Source organism: Sphingomonas trueperi, assembly GCF_040545665.1.
Taxonomy (GTDB): Bacteria; Pseudomonadota; Alphaproteobacteria; order Sphingomonadales; family Sphingomonadaceae; genus Sphingomonas; species Sphingomonas trueperi_B.
In genome coordinates this window covers 671,708-694,150 of the sequence record NZ_JBEPMH010000002.1, presented here as the reverse complement: position 1 = coordinate 694,150, position 22,443 = coordinate 671,708, and the positions used below count along the sequence as shown (strand labels likewise).

The window sequence follows — 22,443 nt, the reverse complement described above, 5'->3', positions numbered from 1 at the left end:
CTGTCGTTCCGCACACCAACAACGCAATCGGCCCGGGGGATCGCTCCCCCGGGCCGATGCTGTTTCCCGAAGCTGGAAGGCTCAGACGTCCGCCGGCGCTTCCTTCTTGCCCTTCTTGGGCTTCTTCGGCGCGGCCGGCGTGATCTCGAACGCCAGCGCATTGTCCTTCAGCTTCACGTTCACCTCGCCGCCATGGACGAGCTTGCCGAACAGCAGCTCCTCGGCGAGCGGCTGCTTGATCTTCTCCTGGATCAGGCGGCCCATGGGGCGGGCGCCGTACAGCTTGTCATAGCCGCGCTTGGTCATCCAGGCCTTGGCTTCCTCGTCGAGCTGGATGTGCACGCCGCGATCGGTGAGCTGCAGCTCGAGCTGGAGGATGAACTTGTCGACCACGCGGGCGACCACTTCGGTCGGCAGATAGCCGAACGGCACGATCGCATCGAGGCGGTTGCGGAATTCGGGGGTGAAGAGGTTCTTCACTGCCTCTTCCTGCACGTCCTCGCGGCTCAGCTCGCCGAAGCCCACGCTTTCCTTCGCCATGTCCGACGCACCGGCATTGGTGGTCAGGATGAGGATGGTATTGCGGAAGTCGACGGTCTTGCCGTGGTGGTCGGTCAGCTTGCCGTTGTCCATCACCTGCAGCAGGATGTTGAACAAGTCCGGATGCGCCTTCTCGATCTCGTCGAGCAGCAGCACCGAATGCGGGTTCTGGTCGACCGCATCGGTCAGCAGGCCGCCCTGGTCATAGCCGACATAGCCCGGAGGCGCACCGATCAGCCGGCTGACCGAGTGGCGTTCCATGTACTCGGACATGTCGAAGCGCTGCAGCGGGATGCCGAGCAGCGTCGCCAGCTGCTTCGCAACCTCGGTCTTGCCGACGCCCGTGGGGCCCGAGAACAGATAGTTGCCGATCGGCTTGTCCGGATCGCGCAGGCCCGCACGGCTGAGCTTGATCGCCGAGGACAGGACTTCGATCGCCTTGTCCTGGCCGAACACGACGCGCTTCAGGTCCTGCTCGATATTGGCGAGCACGCGGGTGTCGTCCGACGAGACGGTCTTGGCCGGGATCCGCGCCATGGTCGCGATGACCTGCTCGATCTCCTTGGGCGTGATGACCTTCTTGCGCTTGGACGGCGCCACCAGCATCTGCATCGCGCCGACTTCGTCGATCACGTCGATCGCCTTGTCCGGCAGCTTGCGGTCGTTGATGTAGCGCGCCGACAGCTCCACCGCAGACTTGATCGCGTCGGGCGTGTACTTCACCGAATGGTGCTGTTCGAACGCCGAGCGCAGGCCGGCGAGGATCTTCACCGTATCCTCGACCGATGGCTCGTTGACGTCGATCTTCTGGAAGCGGCGCAGCAGCGCGCGGTCCTTCTCGAAATGGTTGCGGAATTCCTTGTAGGTGGTCGAGCCGATGCAGCGGATCGAGCCGCCGGAGAGCGCGGGTTTCAGCAGGTTCGACGCATCCATCGCGCCGCCGCTGGTGGCACCCGCGCCGATCACGGTGTGGATCTCGTCGATGAACAGCACCGCGTGCGGCAGCTTTTCGAGCTCCGAGACGACCTGCTTCAGGCGCTCCTCGAAGTCGCCGCGATAGCGGGTGCCGGCGAGCAGCGCGCCCATGTCGAGCGAGTAGATCACCGCTTCCTTGAGCACGTCGGGCACTTCGCCCTCGACGATCTTGCGGGCGAGACCCTCGGCGATGGCGGTCTTGCCGACGCCCGGATCGCCCACGTAAAGCGGGTTGTTCTTGCTACGCCGGCACAGGATCTGCACGGTGCGATCGACCTCGGCCGCGCGGCCGATCAGCGGATCGACCTTGCCGATCTTGGCCTTCTCGTTGAGGTCGACGGTGAATTGCTTGAGCGCGCTCTCACCCTTGCCCGTCTTCGCCTCCTGCTTGTTCGACTTGTCTTCCTCGGCAGCGCCCTTGGGGGTGCTCGCCTCGGTGGGCGTGGTGCCGCCCTTGCCGACGCCGTGGCTGATGAAGCTGACGGCATCGAGCCGGCTCATGTCCTGCTGCTGCAGGAAATAGACCGCATAGCTCTCGCGCTCGCTGAACAGCGCGACCAGCACGTTGGCGCCGGTCACTTCGTCGCGGCCCGAGGACTGGACGTGCAGGATCGCGCGCTGCACGACGCGCTGGAACCCGCTGGTGGGGGAGGGATCGGTAGCGTTGTCCACCTTCAGCGCTTCCAGCTCGGTATCGAGATAGTGCGCCACGGTGGTCTTCAGTTCGCCCAGGTCCACCCCGCACGCGCCCATTACCTTCGAGGCATGTTCGTCGTCGATCAGCGCGAGCAGAAGATGCTCGAGCGTCGCATATTCGTGCCGGCGCGAGGACGCAGCCTCGAGCGCCTTGTGGAGAGTGGCTTCGAGAGCGGAGGCGAAACTAGGCATTCGGATACAACTCCAGTCGGGCCGAAAGGGTGCTGAGCCCGTCTTCCCCTATGTCGGGAGTGGCAGGCCCCGCATCAAGCGCTGCGGCCCCGCACCGGCAGTTCGTGGCGTATCGCCCGAGTTCCGGTGCCTTGACGCTCATCTCTTAAATAGAGCGTCAGCGCTTGCACGATGGTGAACGGCGCGTTGAATCTTTTCTCGACATCGGACGATCTCGGTTTCGAGCACCTGGATTCGGGCCTCTAGTTCGGCCACCGAAAAGGGGTCGAGGTCCTGCTTTGCCAGCTGCACCGCGAGATCGTCGGATCGACGCGGAAGATTTTCGTCGGCGTCCATGCGACGAAACGTTGACCCTGAGGGGAGCGATGTCAATAAGGCCCCGAAGTTCCCCTTAGGCCAAAAAGCGACGAACCGAATGATCGCAGCCGAAATGATGCTGGCCATCGACCCCGATGCGCCGGGCGGCCCCGAAGTCCTTGTCCCCGTGGCACGACCGATCCCCAAGGCTGGCGCCGGGGAGGTGCTGGTGCGAGTCGCGGCGGCAGGCGTGAACCGGCCGGAAGTGCTGCAGCGGCAGGGCAAATATCCGCCGCCGCCGGGCGCGCCTTCGATCCTCGGCATGGAGATCGCCGGCACGGTGGTCGCGCTGGGCGAGGGCGTCGACGAGTCGCTGCTCGGGAAAAAGGTCTGCGCGCTAATCTCGGGCGGGGCCTATGCCGAATATGCGGTGGCGCCCGCCGGCCAGTGTTTGGAGGTGCCCGAGGGGCTGAGCCTCGTCGAGGCGGCGGCGCTGCCCGAGACGCTGTTCACCGTCTGGTCGAACCTGTTCGATCGCGGCTGGGCGCAGCCGGGGGAGAGCGTGCTGGTCCATGGCGGCACCAGCGGCATCGGCACGATGGCGATCGCGCTCGCCAAGCTGTTCGGCCTGACAATCCTGGTCACCGCCGGATCGGACGAAAAGTGCGCGGCGGCCCGCGGCCTCGGTGCCGACCTCGCAATCAACTACAAGACCCAGGATTTCGTCGAGGAAGTGAAGAGCTTCACCGGCGGCAAGGGCGTGCAGATCGTGATCGACATGGTCGGCGGCGACTATGTCGCGCGCAACCTCCAGTGCCTCGCCGAGGACGGCCGCCACGTCTCGATCGCGGTGCAGGGCGGGGCAACGGCGACGATCCCCGTCTGGGACGTGATGCGCCGCCGGCTGACGCTCACCGGATCGACGCTGCGGCCGCGCTCGGTCGAGTTCAAGTCGCTGCTCGCGGACGAACTGCGTCGCCATGTCTGGCCGCTCGTCGCCGAGGGCAAGCTCAAGCCGATCATCGATCGCAGCTTCCCGCTGGCCGAGGCGCCGGCGGCGCACCGGCGGATGGAAGCGGGCGAGCATGTCGGCAAGATCGTGCTGACGATCGGCGACCAGCCCGCCTGATCAGGCGGCGAGGGGGCGCTGCTCCAGCGCCTCCTCGGCCATCGGCAGCAGCAGCTGCTCCTGGTGCGCGGCGCGGCGCTCGCACAGCCGCAGCAGGCGCTGCGCGGCGGCACGGTGGCCATGGGGGTCGGCAAGGATCTTGCGCAGCGTCCAGGCGGCGCAATGGTCGAGCGTGCGCTGCCGCCACTCCAGATCCTGCTCGGTGGTGCGGCGCGCCATCGCCTGGTGCGCGCAATCCTCACTTTCGCGCAGCGTGGCGAGGAGCAGGCGGTCCTTGGTGAGGGTGTGGACGCGCATCGCATCGAACAGGCGCTCGCGGGCGGCGTTGAGCGCGGCGGCGGTCGGTCGGGGGTCTAGCTGGGAAAGCGCCTTGGCGGCGTCGGTGAGATCCTGGGTGGCGGCGAACAGCGATTGGAATGGCATGACGCCATTCTAGCGGCGTTTCAGACGGTTGGTCGTTTTAGCGACGAAATGAGTCTGGCGAGTGCGGAGAGGTCGCCCATTCCATCGGCGCCGCCATCGCTACGCAGTCCTGCTCGCCCCCTCCCATTGCGAACAGCGAATTACGGCGCGTTGTTTCCGATTTCGCTTCATTCCGCCGTCCGGCGCGGCTAGCCTTTTGCAGGGGATCGGGAGGGGGAAGTGCTCGAGGTCATTACTGCGCCGGGCAGCGTTGCCTTCGTCACGGCGATCGTGCTGATGCTGCTGATCGGCATCGTCCAGCTTTTGGGTCTGGGCGGAGAATGGGCCGAGCTGTCGCCGGAGCTGGAGGTCGATGCCGACGCGTCATTTGACGCGCTCGACTGGCTGGGCGTCGGGCGCGTGCCGCTGCTGATCTCGCTGATCCTCTATCTCGCCAGCTTCGGGCTTCTGGGCCTGCTCGGCCAGCAACTTGCGCATGACTGGAGCGGCGCGGTGCTGAGCGGCTGGATTGCCGTCCCCGCCGCGGCGCTGGCGGCACTGCCGCTTTCCGCCTTGGCGGCGCGCGGCGTGGCGCGGATCCTGCCGCGCGATCACAGCACGGCGGTGCCGATCGAGAGCCTGGTGGGCGCCACGGCGCAGATCGTGATCGGCCGGGCGGTGGCCGGGTCGCCCGCACGCGCCCGCACGCAGGATGCCCATGGCCAGATCCATTATGTGATGGTCGAGCCCGACGGGTCCGGCCAGCAATTCGAGGAGGGCGAGCGCGTCCTCCTGATCCGGCGCGAGGGCGACGGCTTTCGCGCCATTTCCTGGGGCGACCATCGTCTGCCCCGTCTGGAGGGATGAAACCCATGCAAGCCATCGTTCCTCAGGGCGCCGCCTCGGTGCTGCCCTATCTCGTCTATGCCGGCATCATGCTGGTCGCGTTGCTGGTGATCGGCATCACCTTCGCCAAATTGTACAAGCGCGCGTCCAAGGAAGTCGGCTTCGTGCGCACCGGCGCGGGCGGCGAGAAGGTGGTGATCAACGGCGGCGCGCTGGTGCTGCCGGTTTTCCACGAGACCATGCCGGTCAATCTCAACACCGTCCGCCTCGCCGTCGAGCGCAAGAATTCGGATGCGCTGATCACGCTGGATCGCCTGCGGATCGACGTGAAGGCCGAATTCTACGTCCGCGTGAAGCCAGATGCGCAGTCGATCGCGATCGCTGCGCAGACGCTGGGCCTGCGGACGATGAACCCGGAGGCGCTGAAGGAGCTGGTCGAAGGCAAGTTCGTCGACGCGCTCCGCTCGGTCGCCGCGGGCATGACGATGGCGCAGTTGCACGAGCAGCGCAGCGATTTCGTGCAGAAGGTGCAGCAGGTCAGCTCCGCCGATCTCGCAATGAACGGCCTCGAGCTGGAAAGCGTCTCGCTGACCGGCCTCGACCAGACCTCGATCGAGCATTTCAACGCCAACAACGCCTTCGACGCCGAGGGTCTTACCAAGCTCACCGAGCAGATCGAGCTGCGCAAGAAGGCGCGCAACGACATCGAGCAGGATACGCGGGTGCAGATCGAGACCAAGAATCTCGAGGCGCAGCGCCAGTCCTTCCTGATCGGGCGCGACACCGAATTCGCCCGGCTGGAGCAGGAGCGCGAGCTGGAAGTGCGCCGCGCCGAGCAGGCCTCCGAGGTCGCGCGCGAGCAGGCGGCGCGGCAGCGGGAGGCCGAGCAGGCGCGGATCGAAGCCAAGCGCCAGATCGATGCCCAGCAGATCGAGGCCGATCGCGCGATCCAGGAAGCCAAGATCGCCCAGGCCCAGGCGCTCGAGCTCGCCCGGCAGGAGCAGCAGATTGCGGTGCAGAACAAGAGCCGCGAGGAAAGCCAGGCCAAGGCGGTCGCCGATCAGGCGCGTGCCCAGGCCGTCGTGGCAGAGGAAGCGGTGCGCACCGCACGCGATGCCGAAATCGCCGAGCGCCAGAAGCGGATCGAGCTGATCGACGCGGCGCGGGAGGCGGAACGCGCCGCCATCGCGATCAAGACTCAGGCCGAGGCGGAAAAGGCGGCCGCGGCCGATCGTGCGGAAGCAGCGCGGCTCGCGGCCGAAGGCGAGGCGGAAGCTGCCAAGCTGCGCGCCGACGCCGATCGGGTGCGGTTCGAGGTAGAGGCGGCCGGGCAGCGCGCGGTCAACGAAGCGGCGAACCTGCTCTCGTCTGACCAGGTTTCACTCCAGACCAAGCTCGCCCTGCTCAAGGTGCTGCCGGAACTCGTACGCGAGGCGGCGAAGCCGATGGAAGCGATCGATTCGATCCGGATCGTCCAGGTCGATGGGCTTTCGGGCGGTGGAGCCGGGGGCGCGGCTGGCGTCGCCAACGATGGCGGCGGGGACCGCAACCTGGCCAACGCGGCCGTTTCGGCCGCACTACGCTACCGTGCGCAGGCGCCGGTGATCGACGGGCTGATGCGTGAGCTCGGCTTCGAGGGCGGGACGCTCGACGCTCTGGTATCAGGCGCCGCAGCGGGCGCGACCGAGCAGCCGGCGCGGCCTGAAGCGGCGGAGTGAAGTTGAACGGGCCGGCGGCGGCTGCCGTCGTCGGTCCAGTATGACAGTCCCGTGAAATTGGAAGGATTCGATTTGTAACAATGCCGCGCCATAGGCGAGTCCCGGTACAGGCAGCTGCACGGGAACTTGGGCATGGCCACGATCACCAGGCTTTCGTTTGACGTCGCGGGTCTCGCGGACTTCCACGCGACGACTCCCACGATTCCGGAACGACCGATCGGCGAGCGGCGCAAGTATCGCGCGATCTGGATCTCCGACGTCCATCTCGGCACGCGCGGCTGCAATGCCGAAATGCTGATCGACTTTCTCGACCATGTCGACAGCGACGTCATGTATCTGGTCGGCGATATCATCGACGGATGGGCGATGAAGAAGCGCTTGTACTGGCCAGCGACGCACAACGACATCGTCTGGCGCGTGCTCAAGCGGGCGAAGCGCGGTACCGAGATCGTCTATATTCCGGGCAACCATGACGAGATGTTCCGCCAGTTCACCGGGCTCGATTTCGGCGGCGTGAAGATCAAGCGCCAGGCGATCCACACCACCGCCGACGGCCGGCGCCTGCTGGTGCTGCACGGCGACGAGTTCGACGCGATCACCATGTCGCACCGCTGGCTCGCCCATCTGGGCGACGCCGCCTACGAGATTATGATGACGCTCAATCGCTGGCTGAACGCGGTGCGGCGTCGGATGGGGCTGCCCTATTGGTCGCTGTCCAAATACGCCAAGCAGAAGGTGAAGAACGCGGTGTCGTTCATCTCCAAGTTCGAGGAAATCGTCGCGCGCGAAGCCGGTGCGCGCGGTGTCGACGGCGTCATCGCCGGGCACATCCACAAGGCCGAGATCCGTGGCATCGACGGCATCGAATATTATAACGACGGCGATTGGGTAGAGGGTTGCACGGCGCTGGTGGAGCAGTACGACGGTTCCATGGAAATTCTCCACTGGGCCGACGAGATGGCAGCGCGCGAGTCGCTGCCGGAGTCCGAGGCCAGACTGGCGGCGGCGTGACGGCAGCGGCGGGGGACGAGGCCGTGCGTATCGCAATCGTGACCGACGCCTGGGAGCCCCAGGTGAACGGGGTCGTCCGCACGCTCCAGTCGGTGCGGCGGGTGCTGGAGAGCCAGGGACACCAGGTGCTGGTGGTCTCTCCCGACAAATTCTACTCGCTGCCGTGCCCCACCTATCCGGAGATCCGGCTGGCGATCACCAGCGTGGCGGCAGTGGGCGCGATGCTCGAGGAGTTCGCCCCCAACGCGATCCACCTCGCCACCGAAGGGCCGCTCTGCGTCGCCGCGCGGCGCTGGTGCCTGCGCCAGAAGCGGCCGTTCACCACCGCCTATCACACCCAGTTCCCCGACTATGTCTCGGCGCGCTCGGGCGTGCCGGCCGAGTGGATCTGGCGCTACATCCGCTGGTTCCACACGCCGAGTGCGACCATCCTCGCCTCCACCGCGTCGATCCGCCAGTCGCTGGTCGATCACGGCCTGCCCCAGGTGCGCCATTGGGGGCGGGGGGTCGATCTCGCCCATTTCCATCCCGGCATCGCACCGCATCCGCACATGGCGGACCTGCCGAAGCCGGTGATGCTCTATGTCGGCCGGGTGGCGGTGGAGAAGAATCTCGAGGCGTTCCTCCGCGTCGACCGGCCCGGCACCAAAGTGGTGGTGGGCGACGGACCGGCACGGGCGATGCTGGAGGCCAAATATCCCGACGCCGTGTTCCTCGGCGCGCAGTTCGGCACCGATCTGGCGAGCGCCTATGCCAGCGCCGACGTGTTCGTCTTCCCCAGCCGCACCGATACCTTCGGGCTGGTGATGATCGAGGCGCTGGCCTGCGGTACCCCGGTCGCCGCCTATCCGGTCACCGGGCCCGTCGATGTACTGACGCCGGAGACCGGCGCGATGGACGAGGACCTGGGCATGGCGATCGACAAGGCGCTCACGCTCGACCGCGCCGCCTGCGCCGCCTATGGTAGCAGCTTCACCTGGGAGGCGAGCGCGCGGCAGTTCCTCACCGCGCTGGTGCCGATCGGCTGCGACAAGGCCGCCGCCTGAATCGCGGAAACGCTTGCTCAAGCGGGCAAGCTCCCCTACATCAAGACCATGTGTGGCCGCCCGTGATGGGCGGCCCTTATTGTTTCAAGTTCCGGAGATCCACCGTGGCCCAGCCGCTGATGCCGCACGCGACCGCTTCCTGGCTGGTCGACAACACGTCGCTGTCGTTCGAGCAGATCGCCGAGTTCTGCGGTCTCCACATCCTCGAAGTGCAGGCGATCGCCGACGATACCGCCGCGACCAAGCTCACCGGTCGCGATCCGGTGCGCGCGCACGAACTGACGATGGACGAGATCGAGAAGGGGCAGGCGAACCCCAATTACGTGCTCAAGATGCAGAAGGGCCCCGAGCAGGTCCGCCGCACCAAGGGCCCGCGCTACACGCCGGTCTCGAAGCGCCAGGACAAGCCGGACGGCATCGCCTGGATCCTGCGCAACCATCCGGAAGTGTCGGACGGCGCGATCGGCAAGCTGATCGGCACCACCCGCACCACCATCGCCGCGATCCGCGACCGTACCCACTGGAACATCGGCAACATCGTGCCGAAGGACCCGGTGACGCTGGGCCTGTGCTCGCAGCGCGAGCTGGACGCGCTGGTGGCCAAGGCCGCCAAGGCGGCCGGCATCGAAGCGCCGACCGACACCCGCCTGGAAGGCGACCGCGAGGCGCTGATCGAGCAGCTCCGCGCCGAGCGCTATGCCGCCAGCCACGTCCAGGAGGACGAGCAGGGTCCGATCGAGCACACCGCGGAAAGCCTGTTCAAGCACTGATGTCGCCTTCCCGGGCGTGAAAATGAGCGGGCCTCGGCGCATTTAGCGCCGGGGCCCGTTGTGCTTCTTGGGGCAGCTTTGCGGGGGCGATCGGGTGCGGTATCAAGCGCTTGGGTGGTGCACCTGTATCACCCTCACCCTTCCGGCGCCCCGCGCCTCCCTCCCTCTCCCGCAGGCGGGAGAGGGATTCGATGGCCCTCTCCCGCCTGCGGGAGAGGGAGGGGCCCCGCCGCCGAAGGCGGTGGGGAGGGTGAGGGTGACGAAGGCAAGCGGAACCCGCCCGAACGGAGGAGGATCGCCATGTGTGACGAACATACTGCAGCCGACAACGACCGCGCCCTGGGCGGCCTGACCCGCCGCGGCTTCACCGCCGCCGCCGCCGCGACCGGCCTGATGGCGATCCTGCCCAGCCCAGCCAATGCCGCGGCGGTGAAGGGCCGCGACGTCTCGATCAAGACCGCCGACGGTACCGCCGACGCCTATTTCGTCGCGCCCACCAGCGGCAAGCATCCCGCCGTGCTGGTCTGGCCCGACATCATGGGCCTGCGCCCCGCCTTCCGGCAGATGGCGGACCGGCTCGCGCAATCGGGCTATGCGGTGCTGACCGTGAACCAGTTCTACCGCTCGACCAAGGCGCCGTTCCTCAAGCCCGGCCAGTCGTTCGACCAGCCCGAGGTGCGCGCGATGATCATGCCGTGGCGCGAACCGCTGACGCCCGCCGCGATCACCGCCGACGCCAGGAGCTTCGCCGCCTTCCTCGACGCGCAGCCGGAGGTGGATGCCAAGCGGGGCATGGGTAGCACCGGCTATTGCATGGGCGGGCCGTTCGTCGTGCGCACCGCCGCCGCGCTGCCGGGCCGGGTGAAAGCCGGGGGCAGCTTCCACGGCGCACCGCTGGTGACCGAGGCGGCCGACAGCCCGCACAAGCTCGCGCCGCAGCTGCAGGGCCGCTATCTGTTCGCCATCGCCGAGAATGACGACGCCCGCGCGTCCGGCGACAAGGACGCGCTGCGCACGGCTTTCTCTGCGGCCAAGGTTCCGGCGGAGATCGAGGTCTATGTCGGCACGATGCACGGCTGGTGCCCGCCGGACAGCCGCGTCTACAATGCCGTGCAGGCCGACCGCGCCTGGGACCGCCTGCTCGCAACGTTCGCCAGCCTGTGATCTCCTGCCTCTGATCGGTTGACCGATCGGCCGATTCATGTTCCCCTCTTGTTCCCGGCCATTCGAGTCGGGAGCAACAGGGGTACGGGGCCATGACGGACCAACTGATTCTCTACACCAACCCGCAATCGCGGGGCCGCATCGCGCGCTGGATGCTCGAGGAAGTCGGCGCGACCTACCGGGTCGAGGTGCTCGACTATGCCTCGACGATGAAGGGCGAGACCTATCTGGCGATCAACCCGATGGGGAAGGTGCCGGCGATCGTCCATGGCGGCAAGGTCGTCACCGAATGCGCGGCGATCTGCGCCTATCTGGCGGAAACCTTCCCCGAGGCGGGGCTGGCGCCGCTGCCGGAGGAGCGCGCCGACTATTATCGCTGGCTGTTCTACGCGGCGGGCCCCGTCGAGCAGGCGACGACCAACAATTTCGCCAAGTTCGATTCGGGCGAGCAGTCGCGCATGTTCGGCTATGGCAATTACGACCTGGTGGTCGACGTGCTCGACGGGCTGCTCTCGTCGCGCCCCTATGCCACGGGCGACCGCTTCACCGCGGCGGACGTCTATCTCGGCTCGCAGATCGGCTGGACGGTGATGTTCGGCATGCTGCCCAAGCGTGACTCGTTCCTCGCCTATATCGAGCGCGTGCAGAGCCGCGAGGCGTACCAGCGCGCCTGGGCGCTCGACGACGCAGCCGCGGCCGAGCTGCAAAAGACCGCCGAACCCGCTTGATCCCCACGCCCCGCGCGCCGATGCTTGCGCGATGCGCGGGGACGGGATGACAAGGGCCAACGTGATTTTCACTTCCATCGTCCTTCCCGCGAAGGTGGGAATCCATTGGCCAGTGCGCTTGGGGGAAGAACCGCACCGGCAGCGCCAATGGATCCCCGCCTCCGCGGGGATGACGGTCAGGCGGTGTGGGAGCCATTGGGCATGACCCGCGCCGCCGCAGAACAAGGCGCAATCGAGCGACGTGCATCGGCGCCGCCGCAAAGCTGGATCGCGACGGCGGGCCGCTATCCGCCGCGGCTGATCGAGGCGGCGCTGGCGCTGCACGACAACCAGCTGCACCGCGCCGAGCCGCTGCTGCGCGCGCATCTGAAGGACGATCCGTTCGACGTCGCCGCGATCCGGATGTTCGCCGAGCTTGCCGGGCGGATCGGCCGCTATCGCGACGCCGAGTCGCTGCTGCGCCGCGCGGTGGAGCTGGCGCCCGGCTTCACTCCTGCACGCGCGAACCTCGCGCTGGTGCTGTACCGGCTCAACCGTCCGGCCGAGGCGCTGGCCGAACTCGACCGCGTGCTTGCCGACGAGCCGGACAACCCGACCCACACCAATCTCCAGGCGGCGGCCAACGCGCGCCTGGGCGACTTCGACGCCGCGATCGGCCTCTACGAGCGCGTGCTCGAGCAGGCGCCGAACCAACCGCGGGTGTGGATGAGCTACGGCCATATGCTCAAGACGGTGGGGCGTCAGGCCGATGCGGTCGCCGCCTATCGCCGGGCCATCGCGCTGCTGCCGGCGCTGGGCGAAGCGTGGTGGAGCCTCGCCAATCTCAAGACCGTCCGCTTCGACGATGCCGATCTCGCCGCGATGGAAATCGCGCTGGCGGGCGGCGATCTCGCCGAGGAAGATCGCTTCCACCTCGATTTCGCGCTGGGCAAGGCGCTGGAGGAGCGCGGGCAGGCGGCGCCCGCCTTCGCGCATTACGCCGCCGGCAATGCGCTGCGACGCCACTCGCTCCGCTATGCGGCGGAGGACACCACCCGGCTCGTCGACGCGCACATCGCGCACTGTACCCCGGCGCTGCTGGCGGCGCGCGAAGGCCAGGGTTGCGCCGCACCCGATCCGATCTTCATCCTCGGCATGCCGCGCGCCGGATCGACGCTGGTCGAGCAGATCCTGTCGAGCCACAGCCTGGTCGAAGGCACCGCCGAGCTCGCCGACCTGCCGGTGCTGGCGCGCGACATTGCCGGCTATCCCGCCGGGCTGGCGGACCTCTCCAGCGAGCAGCTTCACGCGATCGGCGAGGCCTATCTCCGCCGCACGCGCATCCAGCGCCGCACCGATCGTCCCTTCTTCATCGACAAGCTGCCCAACAACTGGGCGCATGTGCCGCTGATCCTGCTGGCGCTGCCCAATGCGCGGATCATCGACGCGCGGCGCCATCCGCTTGGCTGCTGCTTCTCCAACTTCAAGCAGCATTTCGCCCGCGGCCAGGGCTTCAGCTATGCGCTGGAGGACATGGGGCGCTATTATGCCGATTATGTGCAGCTGATGGCGCATGTCGATACCGTCGCGCCCGGCCGGGTGCACCGGGTCTTCTACGAGGCGATGGTCGAGGATACCGAGGCGCAGGTCCGCGGGCTGCTCGCCGCCTGCGGGCTGGACTTCGAGCCGGCCTGCCTCGCCTTCTACGAGACCGAGCGCGCGGTGCGCACGGCCAGCTCCGAGCAGGTCCGCCGCCCGATCTTCCGCGACGGCGTCGAAGCCTGGAAGCCGTTCGAGCCCTGGCTCGATCCGCTAAAGGCGGCGCTGGGCGATGTGCTGACGGCGTATCCCGAGGTGCCATCCTTTGCAGCCAGGTAATGGCGCTTCCGCTTAGTTGCGGAATTGTCACACGTGATGAACAATCCTTGCGCAGAATAGCGCGCTAACATTCGTGCGCTTGACCGACAGATCGTTGCGCAGGACGCTGCGACGCAACAATCTGGGGGTTCTTCATGCCGCTCAATCGGTGCGTCGTCCGTTCGCTGCTGCTCGCTTCCACCATGCTGGCTGCCGCGCCGGCGCTGGCCCAGCAACAGGCCGATGCGCCCCCGCCGGTCATCGACTCGAACGACATCGTCGTCACCGCACAGAAGCGCAGCGAGAGCCTGCAGAACGTCCCCCTCAGCATCCAGGCGCTGAGCACGCAGAAGCTCGACGAGCTGAACGTCAGCAACTTCACCGATTATGTCCAGCAACTGCCCTCGGTCTCGTTCCAGGCGCTGGGCGGCACGCCGGGCACCAACGTCGTCTACATGCGCGGCGTCGCCTCGGGCGGCGACGGCAACCATTCGGGCTCGCTGCCTTCGGTGGGCGTCTATCTCGACGAGCAGCCGGTCACCACGATCGGCGGCAATCTCGACGTGCATGTCTACGACATCGCGCGGATCGAGAGCCTGTCGGGGCCGCAGGGTACGCTCTACGGCGCCTCGTCGGAAGCGGGCACGATCCGCATCATCACCAACCAGCCCGACCACAAGGGCACCTATGGCCGCGTCGACGGCGAGGTGAGCACGGTCAACAAGGGCGGCGTCGGCGGCAAGCTGGAAGGCATGCTCAACCTGCCGATCAACGACATGGCGGCGCTGCGGCTGGTCGGCTTCTACCAGCATGACGCGGGCTATATCGACAATGTCGCCGGTTGCCGCAGCTTCCTGCCCGAGCCGACCGGCACCGCCTGCACCGCCACCAAGGGCGGGATCGTCGTCGACAACAAGGCCTTCGTGAAGAAGGACTATAACGATACCGATATCTGGGGCGGCCGCGCCGCGCTGAAGGTGGACCTGGACGAGAACTGGACGGTCACCCCCGCCGCGATCTACCAGGAGACGCGCAGCCACGGCGCCTATGGCTATGACCCCAAGGTCGGCGACCTGCAGGTGCAGCATTTCTTCCCCGAATATCGCCGCGACCGCTTCATCCAGGCGGCGCTGACGATCGAGGGCAAGCTGGGCAATTGGGACCTCACCTATGCCAGCGCCTATCTCGATCGGCGCGCCACCCAGTCGAGCGACTATACCGATTATGCCGAGGCCTATGACTCGCTCTATTCCTCGGTCGGCGGGCTGGCGGGCTATTTCTACTTCTCGGACAATGCCGGCAACCCGATCGACCCGCGTCAGCGGATCGTCGCCACCGATCATTTCAAGAAGCTGAGCCAGGAACTGCGGGTCGCCTCGCCGTCGAGCGATCGGCTGCGGCTGGTGGCGGGGCTGTTTTACCAGCGCCAGTCGAACGACATCCACCAGGATTATCAGGTGACCGGCCTCGCCGACGACCTGTCGGTCAACGGCCATCCGGGCACGCTGTGGCTCACCCAGCAGCACCGCGTCGACCGCGACTATGCGGCGTTCGGCGAAGTCAGCTACGACCTGACCGACACACTGACGGCAACGGCTGGCGGCCGCGCCTTCATCTATGACAATACGCTGATCGGTTTCTTCGGCTTCGGCCGCAATCCGGCCGATGGGTTTAGCGCGACGCCCTATAACGGCGCGGGCAGCTCGCGCACCGGCGTGGCGCAGTGCTTCACCAGCGACGGGATACGGCTGCGCGACGCCGTCGATGCCGGGGCGAGCACGACGCTGTTGCCGGCGGCGGTGGCGGGCGGGCCGTGCACCAACCTCGCGGTCTATGCGCGCGGTGCGGGCCTGGTGCCGGTGCGCGCGCAGGGGCAGGGGGCGACCTATCGCTTCAACCTAAGCTGGAAGCCGGTGCAGGGCATCCTGGTCTACGGCACGGTCTCGCGCGGCTTCCGTCCCGGCGGCATCAACCGCCGTGTCGACGTGGCGCCCTATCAGGCCGATTTCCTCACCAATTACGAGCTCGGCGCGAAGACGACCTGGCTCGACGGCGCGCTGCGGCTGAACGCAGCGGTCTATCAGCAGGACTGGAACAAATTCCAATTCTCCTTCCTCGGCGCGAACAGCTTCACCGAGATCCACAACGGCCCCAATGCGCGGATCCGCGGCGTCGAGGCGGATGCGGCGTTCACCCGCGGCGGCCTCTCGCTGACCGCGGCGGGCAGCTATACCGACGCCAAGACGACGAAGAATCTGTGCCTGTTCGACGACCCCAGCTTCACCTGCGCGGGCCCCGACAATCTCGTCTCCGCGCCCAAGGGGACGCGGCTGCCGATCACCCCGCAGGTCAAGCTGAGCGGCACCGCGCGCTACACGGTGCCGGTGGGGACCGCCAAGGGCTATGGCCAGGCGACGGTGTCGCACCAGAGCTCGGCCGCGTCCGACATCCGCACGGCGATCCTCCAGACCGGGACGGGGGCGATCGTCAGCCCGGCCGAGCAGCTCGGTCGGCTCGCGGCGTTCACCACCGTGGGTCTTGCCGCCGGGCTGAACTTCGAGCGGTTCAACATCGAGCTGTTCGTCAGCAACGTCGCCGACGAGCGCGGCCAGCTGTCGCGCTTCCAGCAATGCGGCTCGTGCGGGCAGCGGACCTATATCGTGCCGATCGCGCCGCGCACGATCGGCCTGCGGGCAGGGGCGAAGTTCTAGGATAGCGTGCGGCGCAGGCGGGCAGTTTGGGCAGCGCTGGTGCGGCTCGGTCTGTGCGCGCTACGGCTGGGTGCGCCGCTCGACTGGTGGCTGATCACCCTGCGGCGCGGCCGGCGCTGAGGCACCGGCCGCGCGCGCGGTCAGGCGTCGATCGTATAGTTGAGGAAGTCCGGGATCGGGCCGTTCCAGCCGTCGTCCGGGCCGTCGTCCTGGTCGCGGCGGCGACGGCGGTCGTCGCGGGCCGGACGCTCGTCGCGGGCCGGGCGCTCGTCACGGACGGGGCGCTCTTCACGGGCGGGACGCTCGTCGCTCTGCGGACGGGCGCGGCTTTCCTCGCGCGGTGCGGGCGTCGCGGGGGCTTCCTCACGGGCCGATGCGGCGCGGCGCGACTTGGGCTTGGCGGCGGGCGCCTCGGCGGCTTCCTCGCGGCGCGGCTCGGCCTTCTTGGTGTCGCGCTTGCCACCGCGGGTGCGCTTCGGCGCGGGCGCATCCTCGGCACCGTCGACCGCTACCGGGCTCGGCACGCGCTCGATCTTGTGGCCGGTCAGCTTCTCGATCTCGACGATGTTCTCGGCATCCTCGGGCGTCACCAGCGTATAGGCGATGCCGGTCGCACCGCCGCGGCCGGTGCGGCCGATGCGGTGAACATAATCGTCCGGATGCCAGGGCGCGTCGAAGTTGAAGACGTGGCTCACGCCCTTCACGTCGATGCCGCGCGCCGCGACGTCCGAGGCGACGAGGATGTTGACCTCGCCGTTCTTGAACCGGTCGAGCTCAGCGATGCGGGCCGATTGGTCCATGTCGCCGTGGATCTCGGCCGAGCGGAAGCCGTGCTTCTTCAGGCTCTTGTTCAGGTCGCGCACCGTCGTCTTGCGGTTGCAGAAGATGATCGCGTTGGACACCTCGTCCTGCTGCAGCAAGCGGCGCAGCACGTCGCGCTTAACATGCGCGGTGGCGGGCACCTGGACGATGCGCTGGGCGATGTTGATGTTCGCGGTGGCGGGGCGCGCCACTTCGATCGTCTTGGGATCGGTGAGGAAGCGGTCGGCCAGCTTCTTGATCGGCGGCGGCATCGTCGCCGAGAAGAGCAGCGTCTGGCGCACCTTGGGAAGCTTGGTGCAGATTTCCTCGATATCGGGGATGAACCCCATGTCGAGCATCCGGTCCGCCTCGTCGATTACCAGCAGGCTGCAGCCGGTGAGCAGGATCTTGCCGCGGCCATAGAGGTCCATCAGCCGGCCTGGGGTGGCGATGAGGACGTCGACGCCCTTTTCCAGCGCCTTGACCTGGTCGCCCATCTGCACGCCGCCGATCAGCAGCGCCATCGAGAGCTTGTGGTTGACGCCGTACTTCTCGAAATTCTCGGCGACCTGCGCCGCCAGTTCGCGCGTCGGCTCGAGGATCAGCGAGCGCGGCATCAGCGCGCGGGTGCGCCCTTCGCCGAGCACGTCGATCATCGGGAGCACGAAGGCGGCGGTCTTGCCGGTACCCGTCTGGGCGATACCGATCAGGTCCTTGCCCATCAGCACCGACGGGATCGCCTGGCGCTGGATCGGAGTCGGCTCGGTATAGCCGGCGTCGGTCACCGCGCGGAGAAGGTCGTCAGAAAGGCCGAGGTCGGCAAAGCTCATGCAAATGTCCGGAAATAGGGCGCGTTGCTATGCACCTTTACAGAAGGCATGGCGCTTGCGGATTCAGCCGCAAAAGTCAAGCTCAGCGTGCGCGAACGAGGTTCTTGAACGCCTGAACGGGGCAGGTTCTACCCGATCTGGAACGCAGCGCGTCGCGCCCCGCGCAGAACTTGGCGTCCTTGGTCGGCTTCAGATAGGCGCCCGAGTAGAAGCCCAGCGCCGGGCATTCGGCGCCGAGCTTGGCGCGGAGCAGCGATCCGTCCTCGAGGATGAGGTCGACGCTGTCGGCGGCGTTGACGGTGAAGCCCTGGATGCGGCCGACCTCGACGCAGCTCTTGGCGCGCCGCTCGATCACCGCCGGGGACTCGCGGACGACGATCGTGGTGGTCGTCACCGTCATGCGCGGCACGTGGATCGAAACATGCTGCTGGAAGGTCGGCGCGATGGCGGCATCGACGGCCATGGCCGGCCGCGCCGCGGGGGCGGCGAGCAGCAGCGCAAGGCCGGCAGCGGCGATCGGCAGTTTCAACATGGTGGGACGGGACGGTAGATGCATCGGCTTGAACGGTGGATGAACTGCCGCACGCCATGCTAGTGCGCAACCATCATGATGACTCCCGAGCAGCAGCGCATCACTGCCTTCGCCGCCGAACGCTTCGGCCCCAAGGCGGTCACCACCGATCCGCAGGACATCGAACCCTGGCTCACCGACTGGCGCCGGCGCTATCACGGCGCGGCGCCTGCGATCCTCTCGCCCGGCTCGACCGAGGAGGTCAGCGCGCTGGTGGCGCTGGCCAACGATCTCGGCGTCGCGCTGGTGCCGCAGGGGGGAAACACCGGCATGGTCGGCGGCGCGATCCCGCCGGGGGACGGATCGGCGCTGCTGCTCTCGACGCGCCGGATGAACCGGATCCGCCGCATGGACGCCGATGCGAACCTCGCCGTGGCCGAGGCCGGGGTGATCCTCGGTACCTTCCGTGACGCGGCGGAGGCGGCTGGGCGGCGCTTTCCGCTCGATCTCGGCGCGCGGGGGAGTGCCACGATCGGCGGTCTCGTCTCCACCAATGCCGGCGGCGTGCAGGTGCTGCGCTTCGGGACGATGCGCGCGCTGGTCGCCGGCGTCGAGGCGGTGCTGCCCGACGGCTCGGTGCATGACGGGCTGTCGGCACTGAAGAAGGACAATCGCGGCTACGATCTCAACCAGCTGCTGGTTGGGGCCGAGGGCACGCTGGGGATCGTCACCGCCGCGACGCTGCGGCTGGTGCCGGCGGCGGCGGCGCGCGCGGTCGCCTGGGTGGGGCTGGAGAGCCCGGCCCAGGCGCTTAGCCTGCTGCGCCGGCTGCAGGCCGCGACCGATATGGTCGAAAGCTTCGAGATCATGCCCGACGACACCGTGGCGCTGGTGCTGGAGCATGTGCCCGGCACGCGGCTGCCGCTGGCGGGCACGCATCGCTGGCACGTGCTGATCGAGGCGGTGACCAGCGATCCCGCCGCCGAGGCGCCCGCGGTGGTGCTCGAACGGATGCTGGCCCAGGCCTTCGAGGCCGCACTGGCCGACGACGCCGTGATCGCCGCGAGTGAAGCGCAGGCCGAAAGCTTCTGGCGCATCCGCCACGCGATCTCCGAAGCCGAGCGTTCGGCGGGCCCGGCGGTGCAGCACGATATTTCGGTGCCGGTCGAGGACATGCCGCGCTTCATGGTCGAAGGCGGTGCCGAGGCCGAAGCGCGCTTCCCCGGCACGCATGCGATCGCCTATGGCCATCTCGGCGACGGCAACGTCCATTTCCACGTCCGCGCACCCAAGGGGGTGGACCGCGACCGCTGGTATGCCGAGGACGCGCCGCACATTACCCGGCTGGTGCATGACATGGTCGTGGCGGCAGGCGGGTCGATCTCCGCAGAGCATGGCATCGGCCAGATGAAGCGCGACGAACTCGCGCGCCTGTCGCCGCCGGCGCGGATGGCGGCGTTGCGGGCGATCAAGGCGGCGCTCGATCCCAAGCTGATTCTCAATCCGGGAAAGCTGGTCGCGCTTGCGCCGACCATCGCCAACAAATAGACCCCGGCCCGGTTGAAACGCCTTTCGACGAAAAAAGTTCTCAGGAGATCCTCATGGCCAGCGCGCCGCAGCAGTCGCTTCCCTTGTTCTACAATCAGCTCGAACCGCTTTCGAGCCAGGTCCATGCCGATTTCCGCTCGCGTTCGACCGACCGCGCGCCCTTCCTCGCCAACCAGCACGCGGTGCCGGTGACCGTCGAGGAATTCCCGCTGGTGCAGCGCTTCATGCCGATCGTCTTCTCGGTGGGCGACGATCCCGTGCCGCTGGCGCTGATGGGCCTGAACGAAGGCGTGAACACCTTCTTCGACGCCGAAGGCAAGCTGGTCGACCCGAACTTCTACGTGCCGGCCTATATCCGCCGCTATCCGTTCCTGCTCGCGCGCCTGCGCCCGGAGAGCGACGAGCTGTCGCTGTGCTTCGATCCGACCTCGGATGTGGTCGGCAAGTTCGAGGAGGGCGAGGCCCTGTTCGAGAATGGCGAGCCGAGCGAGATCACCAAGAACATCCTGCAGTTCAACGAGCAGTTCGAGACGGCCGGTGCCCGCACCAGCCAGTTCATGCGCGAGCTGAAGGACATGAACCTGCTGATCGACGGTGAAGTCTCGATCCAGCCCGACGGCGCCGCGCAGCCCTTCATCTATCGCGGCTTCATGATGGTCGACGAGAACAAGCTGAACGAGATGCGCGGCGACCAGCTGCGCAAGATCGTCCAGAACGGCATGCTGCCGCTGATCTATGCCCATCTCTTCTCGCTGGCGCAGATGCGTGAGCTGTTCGCCCGCCAGATGCGCTCGGGCTGGCAGCCCGAGGTCCAGCTGGTCGGCTGATTTTTGCCGGGGGCGTTTGGCCCCCGGTGCGCCTTCAAGCCCCTCCCCTTCAGGGGAGGGGTTGGGGTGGGGCAGTGTCTCACAGAGACCAACAGGCGTTCTGGAATCCCTTCACCCCAAACCCCTCCTCCAAGGAGGAGGGGCTTAGATGTCGCCACGACCCGGCATCTCCGGCCTCCGCGGGCCCCCAAAAACCACCCCGCCGTTCAATCGAAGAACTTCTGCGATGAGTTGCCTTGAACTCGGTCGCCTGCTCTCTATATCTTGTAGGTACGGCTCGTGTCCCCCCTTTCGCGATGCCGTGCGACGCGCCTTCGGGCGTGTCTCCTCCCTGAACCTTGGCCACCTCGTGGGTAACCACGGGGTGGTTTTTTTATGGGGCCTCACTCGGCGGCGAGCGCGCCGGGCAGGGTTTCGTCGGCGAGCGCGTCGATGATCGCGCGCAGCAGCGTCGTCACCGCCTCGGCACCGGGGCCGAGTGCGTCCAGCGCCGCATCCAGATAGAGCGACCGATCGATTTCGAGCTGCAGTGCATGGACGCCGCGGCGTGGGTCGCCGTGCCGTTCGAGGATGTGGCCCCCGGCATAGGGGGTGTTGGCGGCGACCGCGATGCCGTGCTGGCGCGCTACCACCTCAACCCGCGCCCCGAAGCGCGCGGCGGCGGATCGGCCGAAGCGATCGCCGACCACCAGCCGCGGTGCGCATTCGGGCGATCCCAGCGGCGGCATCGAATGGATGTCGAGCAGCAGCGCGATGCCGAAGCGCGCCCGCGCCGCCGCCAGCGCCTCGCCGAGCGCGAGGTGATAGGGGCGGTGATCGGCCTGGATGCGCGCGGCCACGTCCTCGGCGGCGAAGCGCCCGCGCCAGAGCTGGCCGAGCGTGCCCACGCGGCGCGGCACCAGCCCCAGCCCGCTGCGTACCTTGGCCGAGAGTGGCCGGCCGAGCAGATGCGCGCCTTCGTCGATCTGGGGATCGCGTTCGTGCTCGGCGCGGTTGAGGTCGATCCAGGCACGGGCACGGGTGGCGACGAACAAGGTCTCGTCGCGCCGCGCGCCCAGCGCGAGCGAATCGACGTGCCGGTCCTCCAGGGCGCGCAGCACGCTGGGGGCGACGCGTAGCGCTGCGAGCAGCGACTCCGGATAGTCGCGCCCGCCATGGGGGGCGGAGAGCACCACGGGGCTCTCCGGCAGTACCGGCCCGTAGCGATCGAAGCTGGCGGCGCTAGTCACGCGGCCAGCCTAGGCCCGGGCGCGCGTGCGGGCAAATCATACGGTGCGGCGGCTGGAAAATCTTAAGGTCTTGCCGCATAAGGACCGGGCGGTTGGTACCGATGGGGTGAAGATGATCCGGATTCTGCTGGCCGAGGACGACCGCGTGATGCGCGAATACCTCACCCGGGCACTCGAGCGTTCGGGCTATGCGGTCAGCGCTGTCGATCGCGGGACGGCGGCGGTGCCGCTGCTCGAGACCGAGCGATTCGACCTGCTGCTCACCGACATCGTGATGCCCGAGATGGACGGGATCGAGCTCGCCCAGCGCGCCGCCGAGATCGCGCCGGAGATGCGGGTGATGTTCATCACCGGCTTTGCCGCGGTGACGCTGCGCGCCGGCAAGCAGGTGCCGCAGGCGCGCGTGCTTTCCAAGCCGTTCCACCTGCGCGACCTGGTGCTCGAGGTCGATCGGATGTTCGAATCGGAAAATGTGGGGCTGAATTGAAAATTAGCGCTTGCGCGGGGGGCTGACCCTCGCTAGAGGCGCGCTTCCCGAGTTTCGGGCGCGTAGCTCAGTGGTAGAGCACTGTGTTGACATCGCAGGGGTCGCAAGTTCAATCCTTGCCGCGCCCACCATCAAAGACCCCGCTAAGC

At 67.5% G+C, this 22,443-nt stretch carries 19 protein-coding genes and 1 tRNA gene; 14 read left to right on the top strand and 6 right to left on the bottom strand.

Annotated elements, in window-relative coordinates; translation table 11 throughout:
• Nucleotides 1–81: 81 nt before the first annotated feature.
• Nucleotides 82–2,403: an ATP-dependent Clp protease ATP-binding subunit ClpA gene (gene clpA / locus ABIC65_RS10680; RefSeq protein WP_354308548.1), complete on the bottom strand. Its 2,322-nt coding sequence runs from the start codon at nt 2,401–2,403 to the stop codon at nt 82–84.
• A gap of 138 nt (nt 2,404–2,541) precedes the next feature.
• Complete coding sequence (locus ABIC65_RS10675; protein WP_315382570.1) at nt 2,542–2,739, bottom strand: DUF1192 domain-containing protein; 198 nt, start codon at nt 2,737–2,739, stop codon at nt 2,542–2,544.
• Nucleotides 2,740–2,818: 79 nt separating this feature from the next.
• Here ABIC65_RS10675 and ABIC65_RS10670 point away from each other — a divergent pair, with 79 nt between their 5' ends.
• Nucleotides 2,819–3,829: an NAD(P)H-quinone oxidoreductase gene (locus ABIC65_RS10670; protein WP_354308547.1), complete on the top strand. Its 1,011-nt coding sequence runs from the start codon at nt 2,819–2,821 to the stop codon at nt 3,827–3,829.
• Here the strand turns inward: ABIC65_RS10670 and ABIC65_RS10665 are convergent, their stop codons facing one another.
• Complete coding sequence (locus ABIC65_RS10665; RefSeq protein ID WP_354308545.1) at nt 3,830–4,252, bottom strand: hypothetical protein; 423 nt, start codon at nt 4,250–4,252, stop codon at nt 3,830–3,832.
• A gap of 219 nt (nt 4,253–4,471) precedes the next feature.
• Between ABIC65_RS10665 and ABIC65_RS10660 the strand changes: the two genes are divergently transcribed.
• From ABIC65_RS10660 to ABIC65_RS10620, 9 genes are all read left to right on the top strand, one after another.
• Nucleotides 4,472–5,098, top strand: coding sequence for an OB-fold-containig protein (locus ABIC65_RS10660; RefSeq protein WP_354308543.1), 627 nt, complete (start codon nt 4,472–4,474; stop codon nt 5,096–5,098).
• A gap of 5 nt (nt 5,099–5,103) precedes the next feature.
• Complete coding sequence (locus tag ABIC65_RS10655) at nt 5,104–6,795, top strand: flotillin family protein (protein WP_354308542.1); 1,692 nt, start codon at nt 5,104–5,106, stop codon at nt 6,793–6,795.
• 132 nt (nt 6,796–6,927) lie between these two features.
• Complete coding sequence (locus ABIC65_RS10650) at nt 6,928–7,806, top strand: UDP-2,3-diacylglucosamine diphosphatase (RefSeq protein WP_354308540.1); 879 nt, start codon at nt 6,928–6,930, stop codon at nt 7,804–7,806.
• Nucleotides 7,807–7,829: 23 nt separating this feature from the next.
• A complete protein-coding gene (locus ABIC65_RS10645) occupies nt 7,830–8,852 on the top strand; it encodes a glycosyltransferase family 4 protein (protein WP_354308539.1) in 1,023 nt (340 codons plus the stop codon).
• A 119-nt stretch (nt 8,853–8,971) separates the two neighbouring features.
• Nucleotides 8,972–9,622: a DUF1013 domain-containing protein gene (locus tag ABIC65_RS10640; RefSeq protein ID WP_354308622.1), complete on the top strand. Its 651-nt coding sequence runs from the start codon at nt 8,972–8,974 to the stop codon at nt 9,620–9,622.
• A gap of 300 nt (nt 9,623–9,922) precedes the next feature.
• Nucleotides 9,923–10,786 (top strand): dienelactone hydrolase family protein, encoded by an 864-nt coding sequence (locus ABIC65_RS10635; RefSeq protein WP_354308538.1) that lies wholly within the window; start codon nt 9,923–9,925, stop codon nt 10,784–10,786.
• 92 nt (nt 10,787–10,878) lie between these two features.
• On the top strand, nt 10,879–11,514 hold the full coding sequence (locus ABIC65_RS10630; protein WP_354308537.1) for a glutathione S-transferase family protein: 636 nt from the start codon (nt 10,879–10,881) through the stop codon (nt 11,512–11,514).
• 201 nt (nt 11,515–11,715) lie between these two features.
• A complete protein-coding gene (locus ABIC65_RS10625) occupies nt 11,716–13,371 on the top strand; it encodes a tetratricopeptide repeat-containing sulfotransferase family protein (RefSeq protein WP_354308536.1) in 1,656 nt (551 codons plus the stop codon).
• A gap of 134 nt (nt 13,372–13,505) precedes the next feature.
• Nucleotides 13,506–16,061: a TonB-dependent receptor gene (locus ABIC65_RS10620; RefSeq protein WP_354308534.1), complete on the top strand. Its 2,556-nt coding sequence runs from the start codon at nt 13,506–13,508 to the stop codon at nt 16,059–16,061.
• A 140-nt stretch (nt 16,062–16,201) separates the two neighbouring features.
• Here the strand turns inward: ABIC65_RS10620 and ABIC65_RS10615 are convergent, their stop codons facing one another.
• Nucleotides 16,202–17,692: a DEAD/DEAH box helicase gene (locus ABIC65_RS10615; protein ID WP_354308533.1), complete on the bottom strand. Its 1,491-nt coding sequence runs from the start codon at nt 17,690–17,692 to the stop codon at nt 16,202–16,204.
• 82 nt (nt 17,693–17,774) lie between these two features.
• Nucleotides 17,775–18,224: a hypothetical protein gene (locus tag ABIC65_RS10610; RefSeq protein WP_354308532.1), complete on the bottom strand. Its 450-nt coding sequence runs from the start codon at nt 18,222–18,224 to the stop codon at nt 17,775–17,777.
• A 78-nt stretch (nt 18,225–18,302) separates the two neighbouring features.
• On the opposite strand from ABIC65_RS10610, the gene ABIC65_RS10605 reads away from it, so the two are divergent.
• Both ABIC65_RS10605 and ABIC65_RS10600 read left to right on the top strand, forming a co-directional pair.
• Nucleotides 18,303–19,751 (top strand): FAD-binding oxidoreductase, encoded by a 1,449-nt coding sequence (locus ABIC65_RS10605; protein WP_354308620.1) that lies wholly within the window; start codon nt 18,303–18,305, stop codon nt 19,749–19,751.
• 53 nt (nt 19,752–19,804) lie between these two features.
• A complete protein-coding gene (locus ABIC65_RS10600; RefSeq protein WP_354308531.1) occupies nt 19,805–20,578 on the top strand; it encodes a SapC family protein in 774 nt (257 codons plus the stop codon).
• Between the two features lie 383 nt (nt 20,579–20,961).
• Here the strand turns inward: ABIC65_RS10600 and ABIC65_RS10595 are convergent, their stop codons facing one another.
• A complete protein-coding gene (locus ABIC65_RS10595) occupies nt 20,962–21,807 on the bottom strand; it encodes an N-formylglutamate amidohydrolase (RefSeq protein ID WP_354308530.1) in 846 nt (281 codons plus the stop codon).
• A gap of 112 nt (nt 21,808–21,919) precedes the next feature.
• Between ABIC65_RS10595 and cpdR the strand changes: the two genes are divergently transcribed.
• Both cpdR and ABIC65_RS10585 read left to right on the top strand, forming a co-directional pair.
• Nucleotides 21,920–22,294 (top strand): cell cycle two-component system response regulator CpdR, encoded by a 375-nt coding sequence (cpdR, locus tag ABIC65_RS10590; protein ID WP_066726103.1) that lies wholly within the window; start codon nt 21,920–21,922, stop codon nt 22,292–22,294.
• 56 nt (nt 22,295–22,350) lie between these two features.
• Nucleotides 22,351–22,425 (top strand) — tRNA-Val (locus tag ABIC65_RS10585).
• Nucleotides 22,426–22,443: the final 18 nt, after the last annotated feature.